Raw genomic sequence first — 22,294 nt, forward strand, 5'->3', positions numbered from 1 at the left:
TTTTTATCTTGACCCTTCTTGAAGCAATTTCCCAAAGATACCAACAACCGTATAGCGCTCCATGATTTCGGCACCGGTTAAATAATGAGGACCTGTGCGAAGCCATGCATGTGCATTCATCTTGCCTTGTTCATTTTTCATCGTCCCTAGATACAACGTGCTCTCGATCTTCCTTTTTTCCAGCATTTTCATACATGCAATTGCCATTACTAAACACTTACTCTCCCATAAGGTATAGCGGCTCATGATGCGGATTGCTCTTGCAATCTTTTGTATAAGCTCCTCATCTTGCAATGACGTCTGATATGACGTTTCTCTCAAGGAAACACCAAGGCTCGGAGCCACCTTTGCGAAAGGCAGAGCTTTTAAAATTCTTGCCCATCCAAGATATATAAAAGCTTCTGCCAGCAAGAGCTTAGCGTCGGAGGAAATAAATTTCCGTAACTTCCTCATCAACGTCTACACCTCAGTGCTTACAATCAACCCTTGCTCTGCCAGCTGCTGCAAAAAGACAGACACCTGACTCACGCACGCCTCTCTATCAATGTCATACTCTTCGCAAATCTTATTCACAATTTCTGTGAGTGTAGTAGGGGCAGCTAGATGCTCCCAGATTACTCCGCCTGATTGACCAAGGTTATAATATTTACCACTTTGGATGCTCATCATTACTTTTTCCCCGCCCATGTCGCTGACAAGAAAACCTTCGGCACGCATAATGGTGCCGCTGACCATAACATTGAGTTTATTCATAAAGAAACGACCTCTCCTTCTCTGACGGTATTAATAATTTGGTTAACTAAATCAGGTGCGGTAAATCCGTCAAGCGGACGCTTTAGTTGATAAAAGGGAATTGCGAGTGCTATCTTTACTGCCAATGCAAACAACCATTGTTCCATTTGCATTTCTTTTAATAACTTATCTAAAAAGGAATGGTAACGGAGCAATCGAACGCGCTCGAGCGGAGTTAAAGGATTCAGGGTTACACGTGTGATATCTGCCTTCTCAAGTTCAAATATTCCTGCTAACGGCAAAGAGTGGTGTACGAACTGATCATGTACGGGTACAGCAAATTTGTCGTAGCTCTCCAATATCGGATTGTAATGATCAGCTTCCATGTGGAAATAGTCCAGACTTTGTTTCCAGAGTTTCTGTTGCGGATATCCTGGATAAGCCGTCAGCATATTCGTGCTCTCATCCAACGACACTCCAACAATATCGTCACTTAGCAATTTATATCCAGCATGTCTGAAAGCTGTAGCAAGTGTAGACTTGCCTGCGCCGCAATCACCAAGTATCGCATAAGCCTTACCATCTATTACCACGCCGCTTGCATGCAGCGGTACCATTCCTCTGCGTACCAGCAGCACTGCACAGCAAGCACCAAGAATGTACATCCGGTATTCTCTTGGATCTGCTCCATTGACAGGCATGACTTGTATGAGGTGATTACCAACCACACGATAGTTAGCCACATCCGGAACTCTGAAGACGACATCATCAATTCCAGCCCGTTCGAGTCTGTCCGATTCCCAATCCTTCACAAAGTCACTCAAGTCCGCAAATTCAATAAAGACATCCGGCTCGCCGCTCTCTCCGTCCCATAGTTCCGGCAGATCGATTTCACTCGCCATTAGCAGTCCATATGCGGAATAAAACTTTTGATCTACCCGTCCATTCTCCCTAATTGAACTCACCTCTTCTTCTTTATGATACTAATTGTAGCAAAATAGATCAAATTAATCAACAAAATGTATCACTATAGACAGAACTATCTCCCAAAATGGACGCCTGCCTCCACCCCATAATGTTTCAGGCTGCTTCCAAGCGGATCAATTGCACTTTGCAGACTGGACAATAGCCTTTCAATAAAGAAACGTTCATTAAACGACTCTGCATGTTCTCGAATAAGCTGCGGATCCCATTTCATACCGTCAAAGTTTTGCAGAGCAACCATTAAAGATCCTGCACTTTGATTTTTGAAGAACATCCCGTTTAGTCCAGACTTAATGGTATCTAATGCACCGCCTGCCTGAAACGCAATAACAGGTCTGCCACAGGCGTTGGCTTCAAGAGGAGTAATCCCGAAATCCTCGAGCCCTGGGAAAAGAAGTGCCCGGCATCTTTGCATATAACGGACAACATCTTCATCACTCCTGCGTCCTAAAAATTGAACGGTCGGACCAGCCATTGCTTCAAGCCGTTCCCGATCATCTCCATCTCCTATGATTAATAACTTGCGACCAAGGCGGGAGCAAGCTTCGACGGCAATATCAATTTTCTTGTAGGAGACCAGCCTTGAGACAATTAGGTAATAATCCTCAGGTTCCTCTTTACTTACCATAAACCGCTCCACCTCAACTGGCGGATAAATAATAGTTGACTCCAATCCATAAAATTTGTTGATTCGCTCTTTCACAATACTGGAATTGGCAACTAAACGGTCTACCTGCTTCGAATTGGATTTATCCCAAATCCGCAGAGGAAAGGTCAGCCATTTGGCAGCTATTTTACGGAACGGTGACACCTTTACATTCTCAATATAACCGTCGAAATTCCAGGCAAAACGCATCGGGGAATGGCAATAGCATAAATGAACTGCATGCTCCGGCTTACGTATTCCTTTAGCATAGGCGCTGCTGGAACTGATAATGATGTCATAGTTTTCTAAATTCATTGAACGGACGGCAAACGGATACAGCCAAAAGTACAGCTTGAAGTCACGTAAAATATTCGGAATACGCTGCATCCATGTCGTTATAATTTTTGCATCTTGAAATTCAGGCAATAGCTTTTCCTTGTCAACAATCGTCGTATAAATCGGCGCTTCAGGAAACAGCTTGTGCATTACACCGACAACTCTTTCAGCTCCGCCCATTTGATTTAAATAATCATGTACAATGGCTACCCGATACTTCATTTCGCCACCCCCTTGGTTTCCCGGAGTTTGCCCCCGATGTCTGCTCCTCCGCTGACTGTCTGCATATAGATCTGCTCCGTCTTAACAGCTGCCTGCCCGATTGAAAAATATTCCTTGATCCGATCAATAGCGTTATCACTGATTAGCCTGCGCAGCGGCTCCATCTTCTGAAGATCCTGAATACATTGAACAAGCTCCAAAATTTCTCCGGTCGTATATAGTAATCCACTCCGTCCATGCTGAATAATCTCCGTTACCCCGCCGCCATTTGTAGCAATGACCGGAGTCCCTTGTGCCATCGCTTCGATTATGACTCTACCGAAAGGTTCATTCTCCGAACAAAGTAACAGCAGGTCAGATGCGCAGCACACTTCGTCTATATCCTCACGAAAACCTGTAAAACGGATATATTGATTTACCTTTAGCTGGTCGGCCAGCCGATGAAGCTCTTCCAGATACCTCTCATTCTCCTCACGGAACTTGGGCTCTCCGACAATCCACAAATAATTCTCCTCTCCATTTTGAAGTAAGGTATGAAGCGCCCGTATCGCATCCGCCTGCCTCTTCCAAGGCGCAATTTGGCCAATTATTGTCATTACACGACCTTCCTGGGGGGTGTTCAGCTCGGCCCGAATTTTTTCCCGGTTATAGGCCTTTTCTCTTTCAGAAAATTCGCTGAGTACAGCTCCGTTATGGACGAGATGAATACGCTCCCCCAGCTTTTGATATTCCTTCATAACTGGTCCTGAGATAGCGATAACCGACTGTGCTGCAAGCGAAGCATACAACCGTATTACTTTGCCGATCAGCCCCTTCGGAGGAATATCATGCAAATGCCAGATTACAGGAATCTGGTGCCGCCAATAAAACAACGACGCCATCATCCCAGCCCGAAGCGAATTGGCATGAATCACATCTATCTCGTGAGCCGTCACCACTTCAGAGAACTGATAACCGGCTTTAATCATGCCGGTCACTCCAGCAGCCAGCCGGATTGGATTGCGGCTAAGCCGCGCATTATAACTTGGCAGCGGCACAACTTCCAGCCAGTCCTTTCTAGCCCGATCAAGCAGCTCGCCTTCTGGTGCAAATACAATTGGATGAGTTTTCGTGTAATGCTTTGCCGTCACCATCAGATTCATCTCGGCTCCGCTTACCACACTGGTATGATTGTAATAGGCGACTCTCATCGGCTTGGCCCTCCTTTACTCCTCATCTCCATGGCATCCCGGAACACATCGGTTACTGCCCCTGCCACACTGCTCCATGTATATTGCTGAAGCACATGCTCCCTACATGCTTCTCTTGACGGCAGCACAAGCTGTCCGCTTAAACCATCGATCAGTTTCCCGCTTATTGATTCAACCGTTCCGTCTTTGAACAGCAAGTCCGGAGAGATTTGACGCAAAATTTCGCTCGTCCCGCCGTAAGGCGTACCGAATACCGGTGTTCCGCAAGCCATTGACTCAATTGTTACAAGTCCAAAGCCTTCGAGTGTAATGGTCGGAACAATACTGTAATCTGCCGCTTGATACCACTCGACCAATTCTTCGTTAGACACCCTGCCCAGCATCCTTACATTCTCAGACAAGCCCAGTCTAACAATCTGCTGTTCATATTCATTTCGCATCGGACCGTCACCAGCAATATACAGCCTGATCCCCGGATGTTCCCGGACAACCACCTGCATGGCATCAATCAGCCGGTCAATGCCCATCCGGCGGACAATGCGCCTAGCGCAGAACAGAAGTTTCTGACCAGGTGCTACCCCCAGTCTTGCACGCAATGCCAGCCGATCCGGGTGAGGTTTGAACCGCTCATGTTCCACAGCTCCAGGAATAATATGAATTTTACCGTGGTCAATGCCATAGCTGTTCGACAAGATGTTTCGAAAATATTCGCTCAGTACAATAAAACGGTCGGAGCGGCGATAGGTCAGCTGTTCGACCTGCTTCTTAAGTAGGTACCTGGCTTCTCTCACAACTCTGGGCTTGCCGCCTTCCTCCATTTTGGACTCAAGAGCCCACGGACCATGAAAATGAGTGACAATCGGGATATGATTGGGCAGTGACTGCCTGGATACCAAGGAAGCGTATAAGGCAAAATGCGGATTAAATACATCCGGACGAAACGTACTCAGCGCTTGCAACGTATGTGCCCTCACCGAACGGATTCGTGACAGAAGACCGGATGTATTAGTCGCTGTATTGGCTACATTCAAGTTGGTATTCAGTTCAACTCCAGGCTCGGCCACGACAAGCCCAAGCTCGGTATGCCCGTATTCCTTCATGGCATTCGTATAATCAACGAAATATCGATTTAACCCTCCGGGCTGTTGTTCATTCCATCCTAATCCGGTCGTTAACACGTTCATCGGCAATCACTCTCTTCATCCTACTTATTGACTCAAAACTTCTCTGTAAATATGAAGTGTTTCTTCTGCCACCCGCTGCACTTGATAAATTTCCAGCCCCTGCTTTGCGCGCTCGCGGAAATATTCCCGCTTCTTCGTATCCTCAAGCAGCTCGATAATTGCCTCCGCAAGCAGAGCGGGCTGTTTGGGAGGAACAAGTATGCCTGAATCCCCATAATCAAGCGCTTCAGGAATGCCGTCCACCCCAGTGGCTACAATGGCACAGCCCGCTTCCCTCGCCTCGATTAGGACAAGCGGAAACGGGTCTTTGCGGGAAGCTAGAACAAATACGTCAGCAACCTGCATATATGGAACAGGATCGAGCTGAAAGCCTTCAAATTTGATTTGGTTCCGGTAAATCGATAAACCAGCCATTTTCTCGAATAAGGTTCGGTCCGGACCTTCTCCGACAATATATAACCTGACATTCTCTACCTTGGGGGCGATCCGGTCAAATGCCTCAATTAGATCCCCGATTCCTTTGCGTGTATACAAGCCTGCAACTGTCACAATAATTGGTCCTTTCAGGTCCAACATGGATGAAGCATGTATCTTCCGTGGGCTTCCGACCGTGCCATTGCGTACGACCTTTAATTTACTTTGCTTAATCCCCCGTGCAGCCATCGATTCGGCTACCGCATTGCTCACGGCGATGACGGCGTCGCCTACCCTCATCAAGTCGGCATTTTTTTGAAACTCATTGTGTACATGTGTCACAATCTTGTAGGAGTTCATTCCTTTTAAATAGCGGGATAACAAAGCACCTGTCATCATATGAGCGTGAATAATATCCGGACGAACCCTCCTCATTAGAGCACGAAATTGAAAAAAAGCCCGAAGCATCGGTGCAGGTTTTCTCGTTTGATCAAGTTTGTAATGGACGACACCATACTGGTGGAGCAGTTCCTCGTAGCTTCCTCCTCCGGAAACAACAATGACTTCATTGCCCATCTTCACTTGCTCACAAGCCAGATCGACCATGACATTAACAATGCCGTTGCCAACCTCCTGCACATGATTCGCGATATGTACTATCTTCATCCACCCTTCACCCCGCGCACTTCTTCGTAGAATTGGATAGCTTCTCCTGCAATTTGACCCCAATCATGCTGCTGCGCTGTCTCATAAGCCTTCGACTGAAGAGCAAATAAATGTGCGGGATGCTCGAGTAATTGCTTCAGTCCGTTAATAATTGCAGTAGAATCCCGCATCGGAATAACTAGTGCGTCCTCGTTATCACGTAGAAAATTACCTGTCGTAAATGAGGTAACTGGAGCAAGGCCGCAGGCCATTGCTTCAATTAGTGATAACGGATAACCTTCCGACAATGTCGGCAGCAGCTTGATATGGTGACCAGTCAGCATTGATGGCAGCTCCTTATGGTTATAGCCTGGAATGACACGAATTTGAGAATGCACGGAAGGATCGTAGTCTGCAAGAACAGTCTCAGGCTGACAGCCTGTCCCGATAAACGAGATTTCCACATGAGGATACTCCAGTAAAATTACGTTCATTGCCTCTGCGGTATATTTAATCCCTTTACGTAAAATATAGCTGCCTATCTGCACAATCCGAATTGGTTCACCTGGCAAAGGAATGGAAAGGGATATCGGCAATCCAAGAAATTCGTTTGGCAGACCGTTTCTGACGAGGCGGGTGCTGGCCTCTTTGACTTTCAATCTGGTTATCGCATAGCGATAATCCTGTTGGTTTAAGAACAAGGCTCCATCCGCCTTTCGAAACGATAATGCTACCTCCCAAAGACGGATACCTCCGTGATACAGCGGATATTTCCAGGAAAGCTTGATATTACCGCGCTTATGCTCCTCAAGTAGACCTTCATGCATCGTATGCTCCAGTCCATGGCTTCTCGTAACAAGTGCCGGCTCCCTGTTCTTTTTCCTGAACAGACTCCATATCCAGGCATCACCGCTTGATGCATCGACGATATCCAGCCGGCTTCTAAAGCGCCTGATATGCCTGAATAAATAATAAGGGAAGGCTATGGCCTTTAATCTTCCGGGCAGATAGGTAGGTAAATTATCGTATGAAAACAAGATGACCTGATGACCTGATTGTTCATATTGCTTAGATAATTGATAGGTAGCATTGGCAGCCCCTGCATTTAAATTCATTTCATGATGAATGGATAAGAGAATCTTCATAATAGAGCCCCCTCCTTATCCATCGATTTTGTTCTTCTCCGGCTCAGCTGTTCTTTCATCCAAAGCCAATCCTCCTTGTCATACAAGAAAGCCATCCAGCTTGTTCCAAGCTCCAGACGGTAAAGCAGCAAAATGAACAAGAAATTTACGCCTGCAGAGATCAGTAGCGAATAAGCAGCCCCTATTATTCCAAGGTGAGGTGTAAGTAGATTGATTAATACGACATTCATAAATAAGGAGACTACCTTAAGCAGGGTTACTCTGCCTGGCTTATCCGTTGCCATAAACCCTTGTGCCAGCGTCCAAGTTGCGCTCCCGATTGCAGCCTGGATGATCAAGATTCGAAAGATCGGGATGGCATCCGCAAAGGATTTGCCATACAGCAGCATTAACCCGATTGGTGCAAAGCCAATAGCCGCAATCACGAGTCCAATTGTAACGAACGAGCTGATCCGGTAAACCTTCAGCGTTAGCTGAATGGCTTCAGATTGCTTTAAGCCCGAGGCTTGCGGGAACAGAACGGATACAACAGAAGCTTGAATGATGTCCAGCATCTTCGACAGATTTAAAGCAACGAGATAAATGCCGAGACTTACAGGTGACAGTAACCCAACAACAAGTACTTGATCGATATAAAAGGATAAGGTACCCGCTAAATCCGTTCCATAAGAGCGAATTCCGTACTGCACCAGCTGCTTCGAGGAATTCAAGATTCCCTTTTGCCTGAACGAGTACATCGTCAGCAGCCGAATCATAATCCATAGAGAAAGTGGAATCGTAGGCGCGAGGTAAGTCAGAGATGTATAAAACGGATTGACATGACCTGTTAGAACCAGGACAAGCAGCAGAATGAGTGTAATGATATTCGGCAAATACCGGATCCGGTTAAATAAGGCATACTCTTCTCGTGCTTGCAGAACGGCATTATTTATTGCCCCAAGAAGTCCAAAAGGGACCAGAATAAGTGCCCAGCACGCGAATTGGATTTTATCAGCGGAATAGCCGTCCATCCAGCCGGGAAGAAAGATTATTCCCCCGATCATTGACATCGTTCCCAGTCCAAAACACATCCACAAGGAAGCAAGGAAGAGAGATCCCTGATCACTATCCTTTTGCTTCATATAATAAATAATCGAGGATGGCAGCCCAAGCGTAACGATGTAAGATAGCAGCTGCGGCCACATGATCATCGCCGCCTGTTCCCCTCTGCCTTCCGGCCCAAGAAATCTCGCAATAATAATTCCTGTCAGCGTATTTAATACGAGAATAAATACATTTGATGCAAAAATCTGGGCCATGTAACCAAAGTTGTCCTTACGTTTCAGTATTTTTAATAGAGCCATATCGTTTTCCTTTCACGACTCAGCGGCCGTCATGGTTTTGCAATGTACCGTCTCATCAATTAAACGGCTGTAATGACGGGCCATGTCCTTCCACGAATGGCTTCTGGCTATACGTACTGCTTGTTCGCCCATCTGCTTTAACCGAATTCGATTAAAAGCGCAGGACCGTATCGCTTCAGCCAAAGCCTTGCTATCGTCGGGATCATCCAGAATAACTGCCGCTTCTTCATTCAGCAGCTCAACTGCTCCACAATTTCGGCTTGCTATAATAGGAAGCCCTGCCGCCATCGCTTCCAATAGAACAAGGGCAAACGGCTCATAGCGGGAAGGATAGACGAACAGATCAGCAGCAGACATCAGCTCCGCCATATCTTTACGGTATCCCAGAAAATGAACCCGGTCCTTAATGCCTAGCTCGACTGCCATCTGAGGATAGCTGCTGCCTTCCGTCCATCCGACTACGAGCAGGTGAACATCAGGTACTTCGGCGAGCGCCTTCAGCACGGTATCCAGATTTTTGCGTGAGGAACGGATGTCACCGGCAAACATGGCATAGACCGTCTCCTCTGAAAGTTTAAGTGATTCCCGCTCAACTAACCTTGGATAAAACTCCTGCAAATCTACACCATTGTGAATAACAGATATCTGCTCCGCCGAAATACCGGCTTCATCAACCAGTTCCTGCTTCACTTGTTCCGATACAGCAACAATTGTGCTTGTACGTTTCATAGCATAGCGCTCCAGGCTTCGATTAATCCGGGTATATATATATTGATAAAATGAACGGAAGTTTGTCCCTTCCTGATAGGGATGATAGCGAGAAGCAAGCCACGCGCTATGGACAAAATGAATACAGTTCATTTGAGACCGGGCATAAGTTACAAACCCATTCACAATTATAAAATCAATATTGGAACGAAGGTTTACCAGCCACAATGTCGATTTAACCGCAAATATCTGGTTTCTTATCAGTTCAGTCGGCCAGCCATTGACCGATATCTTCTTCCATTCAACCTGAGGATGATTCTTCAAATCCTCTGATAACTCGGAGGAAATAATGACAATACGATGGCCTAGTCCAATTGCCTCCTGAATAACTTCATAATTAACACGCCCCTGGCCATCGCCTTTTTTCACTTTATGGGTGACGAAGCAAATTCGCATGATTCACCTTCTCTACAGGTTTTACAAAACTCATAGACACTAAAAACCAGATACACACTCCCCCGGTACCAGACAATATATTGCTGCTCAGCAGCAGGAACATAACCGCCACCATCGTCCCGAAAGCAAGATGCTGGTACTCCGTATTCTCCTTACTACTTTTGAAGGTATAGCCTAGTAGAAACAATAAGAGACCGATAAAAAACAGTCCTCCTGGTAAGCCAAAGGTATAAAATATATTCAAAAAGCCATTATCAAAATCTTGTAGAGCGGTATTGTTCAGCTTAGCACTTAACCCTGTACTTCCTAGGCCGTTGCCAATCGGATTAGCCGATATATACGATGTAATTTGTGTAGAGAAAGCAAGCCGCTCTTTATAGGAAGTATCTTCGCTTAGATTACCAAACGATTGGAAGCGCGTAGTAATCGAATCTGAACCCGGGAGACTAGGAAGTACAAATTGAACAAACAATACCAATCCACCTAGCAATGCAATTAGCTTCATCTTGTTTTGAGATTTAGCCTGCATGAAATAAGCAATAATCATCGCAGCAAGCCCGATCCAGCTACTTCTGACAAGGGTTAGCAGTAAAGCAAATGCAACAATCAGAATTCCGGCAAACCCAAATGCCCGCCATTTTTTGTTCATCACCATAACAGCTAGTGCAAATGAGAAATATACACCTGCGGGACCTGGAGAATTCAAGGTGGAGAATACCCTTACCATCATCGGCTCAGGGTGACCAATTGATGTCATCTCGGCACTAATCATCCAAAATGCATCCCATGGAGGAATAAGAAAATATTGTAAAATCCCGTATATTCCGACTAAAACAGCGATGCACGAGAAACTCTTCAACCAAATATCTCTTGCAGAGCTCTTAAAATCACATGCGTTGACATAGGGAACAACAAGCAGAGGCGAAATATAATTGATGAAATCAAACCCCGATGCAACTCCTCCAAACCGGGGCATTCCAATGGCCAAACCATATACAAAAATAAACAGCGCTGTCAGGAGTAAACCTCGTGAACTTTTGGAAAGATTTCTGAACCCTTTAATAATTGGTATCAGCATTGTCAGACTCACCAAAAACGGTGCAAGTGTCATAACAGGTGTATTGCTGTAGGATCCGTACGACCAGTCTAGGAGTCGTCTAAGCTCCGGATATACGGACCAAACCGCCAGCATATAAGGCAAATAGGCAATGGGCCTCACATGATGAATGAATACAGCGCCCATTGTCAGGAGAAAGACAACCGACAGCTGCCAAAGATCCTGAAACAGATAGGTCTTCGCTGTTGTATTGCCAATGACCGCAGCAAGAAGCAATACGCCGCCAATGCTGAAGCTCTTCAGAATGGCTGATCTGGTTGACTCTATGAATCTGTCGATGTTTTCCACGTTTTCCAACCATCCCATCTGCCTCTGAAAGTCGTTCGTAGCTTCCGAAAGGCGGTTAATCCTTCACGTGGAACCATTCGAACCAATTGCAACAGCCCCGGCGAAGGACTGCTGCCAACTGCTATGATCCACAGGATATACATGATTCTGCGTAAGATACCAGAGTGTTTCAAAATAGTGTAGGTCTCGTTATGTGCCATATTCAAGCAAGCGATTTCGTTAAATGCATTCCGCTTGTCCTCATCGAATCTTTCGGCCGGATAATGGTTCACGCATACGCTCGGATCATAGCAAAGACGCCAACCACCTTTCTTCACAAGCAGGCTTACTCCAATTTCTAAATGTACCTGCGCCCCGCTTCCCCGAAGCTGCTCATCAAAGCTGATATTAGCAATAGCTTCCTTTCGGAAGCTCATATTTGCTCCCTTCAATATATCCACATCCCTCGATGTACCGATGCCGATATGATGATTACCTGTCATTCTACCAAACCAGGACAGCTTTCCGACGTTCCGCGCTTCCCCGTACTCCAGATGACCTGCGTGATAGACCCAATCTTTCCCGCCTAGCCCACCTAGTCGTGGTTCTATCTCAAAATGCTGTTCAATTCTAGCTAGCCAATCCGGATAGGGTACCGTATCGTCGTCCGTGATAACGATAATATCGCCTGTAGCTGTTTTTAGCCCCCCGTTATACGCTGCCACTGCTCCTGGGGTATGAATAACAACGCATTTCAGATGCTGCAAGAACAAGCTGGCCAAGAAGTTAGATGTTGCCTGATCGGTATCTCTCGCAACGATTACGATTTCATCCGGCTGCCGAAGCTGATTGGATAAGCCGTTCAAACAATTCCGTAAGCTGTCCACGCGCTTATAGGTTGGAATGACGACGCTAATTTTCATGAAATCTTCACCGATCCTTTATCGATTTAAAAAAGCTAGCTATATCCTCTTGCTGTGCAAGAAAACATAGCTAGCTCTTTAAAAAATAAGTAGGCATTCAACCTGTCCTCACATCACACCAGCGACAATGATGTCTAAGGTCAATTGACCCACAGCGTGACCGAGTGCCTACAGTGATAAAGGTTCAGTAGACATTACCTCTTCTGCTGCGCCACTGATGTCTTTTACCTTCTACTTGCTTGATCCGTAATATTTCACAAAAGCTGCATCATGCCGTTTCATCTGGTTGAAAACTGCACCAATAATGCGTGACTGGACAAAATCTAATTTTTCCTTTGCCTTACGTACATATGCCTTCTTTACTTTGCCCGCATGAATAACAAGTAGAACACCATCACAGAAAGAGCTGATGATCAGACTGTCTGTGACTGCCAGAACCGGCGGTGTATCAAACAAGATTAAATCGTAGCATCCTCGAAGCTCTTCAATCAAAGCTTTCATTCGAGTCGATCCAAGCAGCTCTGCCGGATTTGGCGGAGTCGCTCCGGAAGTAATTAGTGATAAATTTTCCACACCGCTGTCCTTTATTACTTCCTGCAAGGTATTCATACCCGTTAGCAGATTCGTCAGACCTAAACGATTCGTTTGTGAAAAAATACGATGAACTACAGGCTTCCTCAAATCAGCATCAATCAGTAAAACCCGCTTTCCCTCCAGAGCATAAGCAACTGCCAAATTACTCATTACCGTTGATTTGCCTTCTCCCGGCTGTGCAGAGGTAGCCATTAATAGTTGAATTGAAGAATCTACCGAAGAATAATGAATGTTGGTCCGCAGCGTTCGGTAAGCTTCAGATACGGCTGAGCTTGGATTTATCAATACGACTAACCGGTTATCATTGGTTAAGCGTGACATAGGAATTCTCACCTGCTTCATTTCGAATTAGGACTATTTCTCCGCGACTATTTCTTAAATCCTCTTTCTTTATTTTGCCCATAGCTGCAAGGAGAGGTATTCCAAGAAGCTCCTTGAGTTCTTCTTCATTTTTTACGGTATCGTCAAGGAAGTGGAGGATCAGAGTCAGAGCAATTGCAGCCATAAGAGAGAGTACAAATGCCATCAGCACACTCATGAAAACATTAATGTTAACTGGATCATGCACTTGATCATCGCCTGTTTTTGCTTCATTTAAAATGGTGATATTGTCGACATTCATAATGCTAGGGATTTGTGCTTTGAACACTTGCGAAATGGCATTTACTGTTTCTGCTGCGGCTTCATAGGATGTGGACCAGTAGGTCAGGTTAAGCACCTGCGAATTATCTGAGGAGCTTACTGAAAGCGTACTGGCCATTTGATAAGAAGAGTCCTTGATATTAGGATATTGCTGTACGACTTTATCCAATATGGCGGACGATACGATTATTTCTTTGTAAGAGTCCATTAGCATCAGGTTCGTCTGTAATAAACCGACGCTCGGAAATCCCTGCTGATTCTCATTAGCTGATTGGTTGACGATCAACTTTGCGTTTGCTTCATAAATCGGTGTTGTATAGTAGTGGCTTTTTATTCCGGAAGCCGTGCAAGCCAGCAGGACAATTATAGTTATCAGCCACCACTTTTTAAGTACAATTCTGAGATACTGTTTAATCTCCACTTCCGCACCTCCGCCAGCACTTTTTCGATACGTTTTGTATATATACAACTTTATGATACAAATAGTAGCATGTCAAGAACTATTCCATCTTAAAAGCCGGTATTTCTGAATGAGCATTCAGAGATACCGGCTAATAGCTTCTGTTATGTCGGAGTTATGCCTTACGTAAGCGGCGTAATCTGTAGTTTTCCATTTACTAATTCAACTTTGCCTCTAGTACCTGTTGCTTTATCAATAAGAATGAGTGCATCTCCGCTTTCGATTGCTTGCTTCGTATAAACATGATTATATGGTGAGTAAGAACCGTTGAAATCGTAAGATACCATAACGGCAGCAATGTAAGTTGGCTGTGTGGCAGATAAATCAAAGAAGGAAGCTGAATAAGCGCTTGTATGCGGGGCAGATTGCTCCCGGCAAGTAATCCGTGTCCATTGGTTCACCGGTACTTCAAAGGTGTTGTCGTACAATGTGGTGAAGTTCCCGAATTCAAGCCTGCTGCGGTATCTGGCTTGCGGGGAAAGAACATAATACTCAAAGCATATGAACCGTTTCGTATCCACTGTAAGCGGTGAAGTGTTAAACGGTATCCCTACAAACGGGCTGCTCGATCCGTTCGGAGTTACTTTGAGTACAGCTGTGACCGTCTTATCCACGTAAGACTTCATTTCAGAGCTGAATGGAACCGGTAAGGTGTCCAAATTCGTTATCATGGAGAGACCAACTCCGGTACCTGCAACGATATTCCAGTTTTTCAACAGCTCGGGGTTTACAATTAAATTACCGTGGCTGACCGGACTGTTTGCTTTGGCGTGAATTGATTCTCCAACAGAGAGTGGTGTTGTATAAAGCAGGGTAGATACTACGTTTCGCTGCAGGACCTTCACATACTCAGGCTGCAGCCCTTGTATGACATTACCCTTTTCTAACATGTTGATACTGGCTGTTCCTGTAGTTCCTGGAGCGCTTGATTTGACGACAACACCTTCAATATTATCAAAATGAGCATTCGAAATTGTTCCCAAATATACCCCATAGCTTTGCTTCGCTTCCCGCGCCTTTAACGTATCGGGAAGAGCATAATATTCTGCCGAAGCCGGATCAATAGAAGACCAGGACATGCCAAAGCCTGACATATATAACCCGCTTGTTACTGATTTAGACAATAACCGGACAGCCGCTTCCCCAATTTGCTCGAAACGGACAGACTCCATCGTCCCGCTTAAACCGCCAACAACACCACTGCCATTGTTATAGGTGTCTGAATCGATTACTTGATAAATACCGTATGGGGAGTATCCCATATGCACACGCTTCATTGTTACGTTAAAGCCGCCGTAGTGGCCGACATGTTCTTTAATCCCCAGCATAATACAGCAGAACGCACCTGTAATTCCACCGCCCTCAATGAAGTAATCTTCACTGTTTTTCATACAATAAAGGCCAATTAATCCTTCCCATGTACAGTCATATGAGGTGACATGTCCATCAGTGCTGTTAAGAAGCAAGCCTACCTTCACTTGTTTGGTACTGACGCTCCTGAAGATCGGTTTAGCTCCTCCTGCCACCTCGATAGCTGCAGTACCTGTTGCAAACATGCTGTATGAATCCTGATCAAACAGACTCTTGTTAATCCAGGTTGATAAGTTCCGGGAAGTATAGCTCACCTGACCAATAATAGCGAAATTCTCAAAACTTGCGTCAACAGCAGCACTCTCAATCCGGATACAAGGCAGCAGGTCCGTCGTTTTATCAATCGGATCCCACACGAGCAGGGAACCAGCCTGACCATCATCGAGATAGTTAGCTGCTCCATACATTCCGCGTGAATTATTGATAATCGTCTGACGGATACGGTATTTACCTACCGGGATAAAAATCCGGTATTTCTTCCCGCATAGAGACATGGCTGCTTGAAATGCTGCAGTATCATCGGCCGTACTGTCGCCCACAGCCCCAAACCATGTCGGATAAATATCTCCCACCTTAGGTGCTCCTGCGATGATACCTCCAGTCGTAATGTCGAAGATCCAATCATAAATACTTGCCGCAATGGTTCCGTTTACAGTAATCGTAATCCCTTTTGCTGGTTTCAGCCGGGCACCTCTTGCAAATTCAAGCCTTTTCGCAGCTGGGATCATAATATTTTTTTCAATTAAATACACCCCTGGCGGGATAAAAATTGCTGTTGTTGCCGTATCATTAACCGCTGCTAACAGCGCATTATAGCTGCCCGCAGCACCTGTGGCATCGGCCCCTTTCCAGCGAATGTTGAAACCACGTGTACTTAGTTCAGTGTCAAGCGTATCAAAGTTTGCATTCAAATCAGTTTGTTTTACGGTTTCACTTGTTCCCCAACTGTTCATGCCCATATTTTTTGTTTTGCCTGTCGCCATACATATCCTCCTCCTTTCATCTCCTCCTTCCATATATGAAACAACTCTATGAAATGCAACTGTGACTAGCCCTCCTCAGTTTTATAGATTTCAAATGATAGAAAGGCGCATTGTCCCCTCATGGAGACGAATGCGCCTTTGATTCATGTTCACACCTACATATTCGTACAATGCTCCTCGACTTCTTCCCACGTATTGTACAACTCGACGATTCGGCTATCCTCTTCTCCGTTGCCGGATTGTACAATAATGATCTCTAGCTCAGATACCGCACGGATGCTGTGCAAAGTCTTCATCGGAATATGCAGCACATTGCCAGCTCTCACCTTCATATAATTGCCGTTCTGGACGAACTCACCTTCACCCTTCACGATGGTCCATACTTCTTCCCGATTGATATGAAGCTGGTAGCTAATATTCCGGCCTTGCAATATACCTACACGCTTGGTTACGACTGAGCGTCCATCATCATAATGCTGATCGTCGAGAATCCTAGCCCAGCCCCAGCTCCGCTCCTCGAACTTCGGGCCTTGATTATAATTAATGAAGTCTTTCACTCGTGGACTTGCGGTCTTCTCCGACACCAGAATACCATCCGGGCTTACAGCAACGACCACATTCGATAAGCCAAGAATAGATACCGGAATATCAATCTCATTAATGAGATGAGTGTTGATGCTGTCTTCACTAATCATGCCTTTGCCGATCAGATGATTGCCCATCTCTTCCGTCAGCGTATTCCAGGTGCCAAGATCTTTCCAGTAACCTTCGTACGGCCGGACGACAATATGGCTAGTCTGCTCGACCACTTCATAATCGAAGCTGACTTTCGGCAGTGTATGATACTGCTTCAATAACTCTTTATAATGAAGAGGTAGCCCTTTCTGCTCAAGCAATTGAATAAGAAACCCAAGCTTAAAAGCAAACACGCCGCAGTTCCATAACGCATGATGCTCTTGGATAAGCTCAGCAGCACGCTCTTCAGAAGGTTTTTCCTCAAACCGATTCACATCAGAATAGCCATCACCATCTTGATCTCCGGAAGGAATAATATACCCGTATTTCGAGGAAGGGTAGGTTGGTTTGACTCCAATTAAAGCAAGGTTTGCCTCCGTAGCATGCAGGACGTCCTCGAGCTGCTTGACTTCATCAAAAAACCGGTTCTCTACATAAGGATCTACGGGCAAAATAACAATCACTTCATCCAGCCCGACCTCTTGCTCCGAATAGAGATAAGCTGCAGTTAACGCGATCGCGGCGAAGGTATCTCTGCGCTCAGGCTCAATAATCAACGGCACATTCCGGCCAATCTGACTTTGCATCATTTCGACCTGCGATTTGCCGGTTGCAATATAACTATTTTCAGAGAGTCCCTTTTCGGCAATTTGTCCCCATACTCGCTGGACCATGGATACAAGCTGATGCTGCTCATCCTCGAGCACCTTCAGGAATTGCTTCGAACGGGCATCATTGGAAAGCGGCCACAGCCTTTTCCCCGAGCCTCCAGACAACAGTACTAGCTTCATTCCTACTCCTCCGTTTCGCTCTATCTCTAATAAGCGTTCTTGGAGCCGAACATGACCCTCACGGTAAGCAGGACCAGCTTCAGATCAAACAGAAATCCCCGCTCTTCGATATACTTCAGATCCAGCTCAACCATTTCCTGAAAGCTGAGCTCGTTACGGCCACTAACCTGCCACAGCCCGGTGCATCCTGGCAACACCTTAAGCCGAAGTTTATCGTAGCTGCTGTAGTCCTGTACCTCACGTGGCAAAGCAGGACGTGGACCAACCAGTGACATATCGCCCTTAATCACATTCCATAACTGTGGAAGCTCATCGATACTTGTTTTCCGGATGAATTTCCCCACTTTCGTAATCCGGGGATCTTCCTTCATCTTAAACATGGCGCCTTCGATTTCATTCTGACTAAGCAGTCCTTCTAGCAGTTCCTCAGCATTGGCGACCATCGAACGGAATTTAAACATCTTGAATACCTGCTCATTGCGCCCTACCCGGGTTTGATAGAAGAAAACAGAGCCCTTTGGACTCTCCAGCTTGATACATAAGGCAACGAGAAGAAAAATCGGAGCAAGCATAATCATTCCAGCTGAAGCAGCAATAAGATCAAACCCTCGCTTAATCATTAAATAAAGCCGCAAAGGCCGACGCTCGTAAGCCGTATACAGGGTTGCGGCATCAAAGACCGCTTCGAGATCATTTTGCTGAGGGGTCGGAGCCATCACCATTCACCTCTAATTAATCTTATTAGACTGCTCTCTCACAATCATTTCTTCCATAGCAGCAAGCAGAGGAATTCTAAGCTCTTCATTTCTTAAAGCAAAATCAAGCGTTGTCGTAATAAAACCTAGCTTCTCCCCAACATCGTACCGGATCCCCTCGAAATCATAAGCATATACGCCTTGACTTTCATTCAGCCTCTGAATGGCATCCGTCAGCTGGATTTCGCCTCCAGCCCCTTCTTCTTGATTCTCCAAGTAATCGAATATTTCAGGGGTTAAAATATAACGTCCCATAATAGCAAGATTGGAAGGCGCCTGTCCCTTATTGGGCTTCTCTACAAAACGCTTCACCTGGTAGAGCCTGTCGAACTTCTCGATTGGATCTACGATCCCGTATCGATCCGTCTGATCTTCCTTAACAGACTGAACACCAATAACCGAGCGGTCCGTCCGTTCGTATTGCTCAATCAATTGCTTCACGCACGGCACTTGCGACTGCACAATGTCATCACCAAGCAGAACAGCAAATGGCTCATTGCCGATAAAATTACGTGCGCACCATACCGCATGGCCAAGTCCTTTTGCTTCTTTTTGCCGGATATAGTGGATAGCGACGTTTGATGAACGCCGAACCTCATCCAGCAATTCAAACTTGCCTTTGCTGAACAAATTATGCTCCAGCTCGAAGGCATGGTCGAAATGATCCTCAATCGCCCTTTTCCCTTTGCCCGTTACGATAATGATGTCTTCAATGCCTGATGCGATTGCTTCTTCGACAATGTACTGAATCGTTGGCTTATCGACGATCGGCAGCATTTCTTTCGGCATAGCCTTTGTTGCCGGAAGGAACCGGGTCCCGAGTCCCGCAGCAGGTATAATTGCCTTTTTCACCTTATTCATTACACTCTCACCCTCACCTATCCGTTTTTGTATATCTCTATATAAAACAAGCCCTGATAAGGTCCAGAGCTGCCAAACCCGCAGCAATCTTTACTGATTAAGTGTGGCGTATGATGCTTCTTTACTTTTCAACGATATAGACGGCGGCTTCTTGGAACCGCCAAGATCCTGTCTATTAATTTTATTGATTAAGGCAAGAACAGGAAGATCCAAGGTTTGCAGCATCTCGGTCTCGCTCTTGATTGTGTCGTCCAAATAATCAAGCAGGAAGATAATGCCGACGGCCAGCATTAACGATACGATAAAGCTGATCAGCATGTTAAGAATAGGGCTATTGTTAATGGGACTTGGCAAATCTTTCTCATCTGCCTTATCCAAAAGGGTGACGTTATCCACTTGCATGATATTCGGGATTTGCTCTTTGAAAATTTCAGATACCGCATTTACAATTTGAGCAGCCTGCTGATAGGAAGAACCGCTGTACATGATGTCCATTACTTGCGATTCATCTGCGGAGGTGACTGTAACTTTCGAGGATAATTGATCAGAGGTAGCGCCAATATTAGGATTTTGTTCTACAACCTTATCCATAATGAATGCTGATTCAACAATTTTCTTGTATGAGTTGATCAACATGACATTGGACTGTAATACTCCAAGATTAAGCGTTTCTACACCAGCCTGCTGTGGGGATTGATTGACAATAAGAGTTGCTTTAGCCTGATAGACAGGGGTTGTGAAAAAATAACTCTTAATGCCGGTTGCAACGACTGCGACTATAACGACGGCTGCGATTAACCACCACTTCTTCATCACGATCTGAACGTACTGCTTTAGCTCCACACGCTTCCCTCCTGCAACCTAAGTAGGACTTCCGATACAAACCGTATCCTTATTTGTACTACTTACTTTAAGATACAAAACGTATCATTGTCAATAGTTTTCTGAGCTGTTTTCATAACCTTGCGACATTTTGTTGCATAGTGATTTTCTGTAAAAACAATAAAAACTCATGTAAACGGTTACCCGTTACATGAGTTTTTATGCTTGAAAAGACTCTATGATTCTAGCTTTCTATTGCCCTAATCACTTAGAAATTTCGCTATACCAACGTCGGTTTCCAATGGGTAGACAGGAGTTCCTCCGATATCGTTACAAAATGAGCTCCAGCTAGTGCAGCTTGCTCCACATGAGCGATATACAGATACTCGCCGCAATGATCTCGGCAGACAATTTATAGTTCGATTAATCGTCTAGAGATCCTCAATAGGTCCCATGCCATAAGTACCAGTATCGTCAAGACGTCCGTTGAATGGACTTATGCCTTTTTCCGATAAAGCACATTTCTTGTACCTATCTTCCGTCATGGGCAGATACTCCTCTTGAGTTACAGCTGATCTCCGAAAAACATTTGAATCTCATGTTCTGCACTCTCGACAGAATCAGAACCATGCACAATATTGCTTTCTACACTTAGCGCAAAATCACCACGAATGGTTCCGGCATCTGCATCCGATGGATTTGTCCGGCCAATCAAAGTACGGGCATTTTTCACAGCACCAGGGCCTTCCCAGACCATAGCGAAAGAAGGACCTGAAGTAATGAACTCGACTAATTCACCGAAGAACGGCTTCGCCGCGTGCTCACTATAATGGCGCTCTGCCAAAGGCGTATCGATCTGAATCAATTTCGCCTGTATGAGCTTAAAGCCTTTGTGCTCGAATCTTGCTACTATGCTGCCGATTAATCCACGTTTCACACCATCGGGCTTCACCATGACAAAGGTTCGTTCCATTCCCATTCCTTCTTTCATTCCTAGTTTATTTGCGTAGAAGAGGTTTGTTCGGCAGATAATGCAGGGACTTCACATATCGCACGGTACGGGTCTGCGCCCGCATCACCATGGAATGAGTCTCCGCCCGCTGATCCGGCATATAACGCACGCCGCCTAGGAATTCTCCTGGCGTCACACCAGTCGCTGCGAAGATGACATCCCCATTACCTACCATGTCGTTGATCACTAATATTTTGCGAGGGTCAGACAGCCCCATGGAGACACAGCGCTCATATTGCTCTTCGCTTTCCGGCATTAGCCTGCCTTGAATCTCGCCGCCTAGACATTTGAGCGCAGCTGCTGCAAGTACGCCTTCCGGCGCACCGCCGGATCCAACATACAAATCGATGCCCGCTTCCGGGAAGGATGGTGCAAGCGCCCCGGCTACATCCCCATCCGACAAAAACTTGATACGAACGCCAGCTTCTCTCAGCTCACGGGTCATATCCGCATGACGCTCCCTGTCCAGTATCATAACGGTCAGATCCGTAATTGGCTTATCAAGCGCCAGCGCCGCCTTTTCCAGCGTCGTTCGGATTGGATCCTTCAGCGACAATTTCCCTGCAAGCTCAGGACCAACTGCCAGCTTTTCCATATACATATCGGGCGCATGGAGAAGCTGACCTTTGCCTGCTACTGCAAGAACAGCCATTGCATTATTAAGACCTCTGGCAACGATTTCCGTCCCTTCTAGAGGATCCACGGCTACATCTACCTCCGGCCCTAACATGCTGCCCACTTGTTCACCGATATAGAGCATTGGCGCTTCATCCATCTCACCTTCACCAATGACGACCGTTCCGCGGATCGATACCGTATCAAACATACTCCGCATCGCCTCAGTCGCCGCACCGTCGGCGCTGTTCTTGTCTCCCCGGCCCATCCAAGGGGAGGCGGCAAGCGCCGCAAGCTCCGTGACTCGAACAAGCTCTAAAGACAATTCGCGTTCTAACATA

The 22,294-nt window shown here is 45.8% G+C and carries 21 protein-coding genes; all 21 read right to left on the reverse strand.

The window, feature by feature from the left end; genetic code table 11:
* Window positions 1–3: 3 nt before the first annotated feature.
* The 21 genes from AC0YNT_RS23845 to glpX all read right to left on the reverse strand — a co-directional run bounded on the left by AC0YNT_RS23845 (window position 4) and on the right by glpX (window position 22,293).
* Complete coding sequence (locus tag AC0YNT_RS23845; RefSeq protein ID WP_475806840.1) at window positions 4–453, reverse strand: lasso peptide biosynthesis B2 protein; 450 nt, start codon at window positions 451–453, stop codon at window positions 4–6.
* 6 nt (window positions 454–459) lie between these two features.
* Window positions 460–753, reverse strand: a complete 294-nt coding sequence (locus AC0YNT_RS23850; protein ID WP_475806841.1) for a lasso peptide biosynthesis PqqD family chaperone — start codon at window positions 751–753, stop codon at window positions 460–462.
* Window positions 750–1,697, reverse strand: a complete 948-nt coding sequence (locus tag AC0YNT_RS23855; protein ID WP_475806842.1) for an aldolase — start codon at window positions 1,695–1,697, stop codon at window positions 750–752. The genes AC0YNT_RS23850 and AC0YNT_RS23855 overlap by 4 nt, the downstream gene beginning before the upstream one ends.
* 74 nt (window positions 1,698–1,771) lie before the next feature.
* Window positions 1,772–2,920, reverse strand: coding sequence for a glycosyltransferase (locus AC0YNT_RS23860; protein ID WP_475806843.1), 1,149 nt, complete (start codon window positions 2,918–2,920; stop codon window positions 1,772–1,774).
* Window positions 2,917–4,110, reverse strand: a complete 1,194-nt coding sequence (locus AC0YNT_RS23865) for a glycosyltransferase family 4 protein (RefSeq protein WP_475806844.1) — start codon at window positions 4,108–4,110, stop codon at window positions 2,917–2,919. The genes AC0YNT_RS23860 and AC0YNT_RS23865 overlap by 4 nt, the downstream gene beginning before the upstream one ends.
* Window positions 4,107–5,294, reverse strand: coding sequence for a glycosyltransferase family 4 protein (locus AC0YNT_RS23870; protein WP_475806845.1), 1,188 nt, complete (start codon window positions 5,292–5,294; stop codon window positions 4,107–4,109). The genes AC0YNT_RS23865 and AC0YNT_RS23870 overlap by 4 nt, the downstream gene beginning before the upstream one ends.
* Before the next feature lie 24 nt (window positions 5,295–5,318).
* Window positions 5,319–6,374, reverse strand: a complete 1,056-nt coding sequence (locus AC0YNT_RS23875; protein WP_475806846.1) for a glycosyltransferase family 4 protein — start codon at window positions 6,372–6,374, stop codon at window positions 5,319–5,321.
* Window positions 6,371–7,498 (reverse strand): glycosyltransferase family 4 protein, encoded by a 1,128-nt coding sequence (locus tag AC0YNT_RS23880; RefSeq protein ID WP_475806847.1) that lies wholly within the window; start codon window positions 7,496–7,498, stop codon window positions 6,371–6,373. The genes AC0YNT_RS23875 and AC0YNT_RS23880 overlap by 4 nt, the downstream gene beginning before the upstream one ends.
* On the reverse strand, window positions 7,495–8,841 hold the full coding sequence (locus AC0YNT_RS23885; protein WP_475806848.1) for a lipopolysaccharide biosynthesis protein: 1,347 nt from the start codon (window positions 8,839–8,841) through the stop codon (window positions 7,495–7,497). Before AC0YNT_RS23885 ends, AC0YNT_RS23880 begins: the two co-directional genes overlap by 4 nt.
* A gap of 12 nt (window positions 8,842–8,853) precedes the next feature.
* Window positions 8,854–10,005, reverse strand: a complete 1,152-nt coding sequence (locus AC0YNT_RS23890) for a glycosyltransferase family 4 protein (RefSeq protein WP_475806849.1) — start codon at window positions 10,003–10,005, stop codon at window positions 8,854–8,856.
* Complete coding sequence (locus AC0YNT_RS23895; protein WP_475806850.1) at window positions 9,980–11,410, reverse strand: O-antigen ligase family protein; 1,431 nt, start codon at window positions 11,408–11,410, stop codon at window positions 9,980–9,982. Before AC0YNT_RS23895 ends, AC0YNT_RS23890 begins: the two co-directional genes overlap by 26 nt.
* Window positions 11,386–12,312, reverse strand: coding sequence for a glycosyltransferase family 2 protein (locus AC0YNT_RS23900; RefSeq protein WP_475806851.1), 927 nt, complete (start codon window positions 12,310–12,312; stop codon window positions 11,386–11,388). Before AC0YNT_RS23900 ends, AC0YNT_RS23895 begins: the two co-directional genes overlap by 25 nt.
* A gap of 231 nt (window positions 12,313–12,543) precedes the next feature.
* Window positions 12,544–13,227 (reverse strand): CpsD/CapB family tyrosine-protein kinase, encoded by a 684-nt coding sequence (locus tag AC0YNT_RS23905; RefSeq protein WP_475806852.1) that lies wholly within the window; start codon window positions 13,225–13,227, stop codon window positions 12,544–12,546.
* A complete protein-coding gene (locus AC0YNT_RS23910) occupies window positions 13,208–13,969 on the reverse strand; it encodes a YveK family protein (RefSeq protein ID WP_475806853.1) in 762 nt (253 codons plus the stop codon). Before AC0YNT_RS23910 ends, AC0YNT_RS23905 begins: the two co-directional genes overlap by 20 nt.
* Before the next feature lie 161 nt (window positions 13,970–14,130).
* On the reverse strand, window positions 14,131–16,362 hold the full coding sequence (locus AC0YNT_RS23915; RefSeq protein ID WP_475806854.1) for a glycosyl hydrolase family 28-related protein: 2,232 nt from the start codon (window positions 16,360–16,362) through the stop codon (window positions 14,131–14,133).
* Between the two features lie 155 nt (window positions 16,363–16,517).
* Complete coding sequence (locus AC0YNT_RS23920) at window positions 16,518–17,888, reverse strand: sugar phosphate nucleotidyltransferase (RefSeq protein ID WP_475806855.1); 1,371 nt, start codon at window positions 17,886–17,888, stop codon at window positions 16,518–16,520.
* Between the two features lie 26 nt (window positions 17,889–17,914).
* Window positions 17,915–18,604, reverse strand: coding sequence for a sugar transferase (locus tag AC0YNT_RS23925; RefSeq protein ID WP_475806856.1), 690 nt, complete (start codon window positions 18,602–18,604; stop codon window positions 17,915–17,917).
* Window positions 18,605–18,616: 12 nt separating this feature from the next.
* Window positions 18,617–19,504 (reverse strand): UTP--glucose-1-phosphate uridylyltransferase GalU, encoded by an 888-nt coding sequence (gene galU / locus AC0YNT_RS23930; protein WP_475806857.1) that lies wholly within the window; start codon window positions 19,502–19,504, stop codon window positions 18,617–18,619.
* Between the two features lie 90 nt (window positions 19,505–19,594).
* The gene (locus AC0YNT_RS23935) at window positions 19,595–20,347 is read right to left on the reverse strand and encodes a YveK family protein (RefSeq protein ID WP_475806858.1); all 753 of its coding nucleotides are present in this window, start codon (window positions 20,345–20,347) and stop codon (window positions 19,595–19,597) included.
* Window positions 20,348–20,891: 544 nt separating this feature from the next.
* Window positions 20,892–21,299 (reverse strand): nucleoside-diphosphate kinase, encoded by a 408-nt coding sequence (gene ndk / locus AC0YNT_RS23940; RefSeq protein WP_475806859.1) that lies wholly within the window; start codon window positions 21,297–21,299, stop codon window positions 20,892–20,894.
* A gap of 25 nt (window positions 21,300–21,324) precedes the next feature.
* Window positions 21,325–22,293, reverse strand: coding sequence for a class II fructose-bisphosphatase (gene glpX / locus AC0YNT_RS23945; protein WP_475806860.1), 969 nt, complete (start codon window positions 22,291–22,293; stop codon window positions 21,325–21,327).
* Window position 22,294 lies beyond the last annotated feature (1 nt).

The sequence above is a fragment of the Paenibacillus sp. J22R56 genome (genome assembly GCF_056269375.1).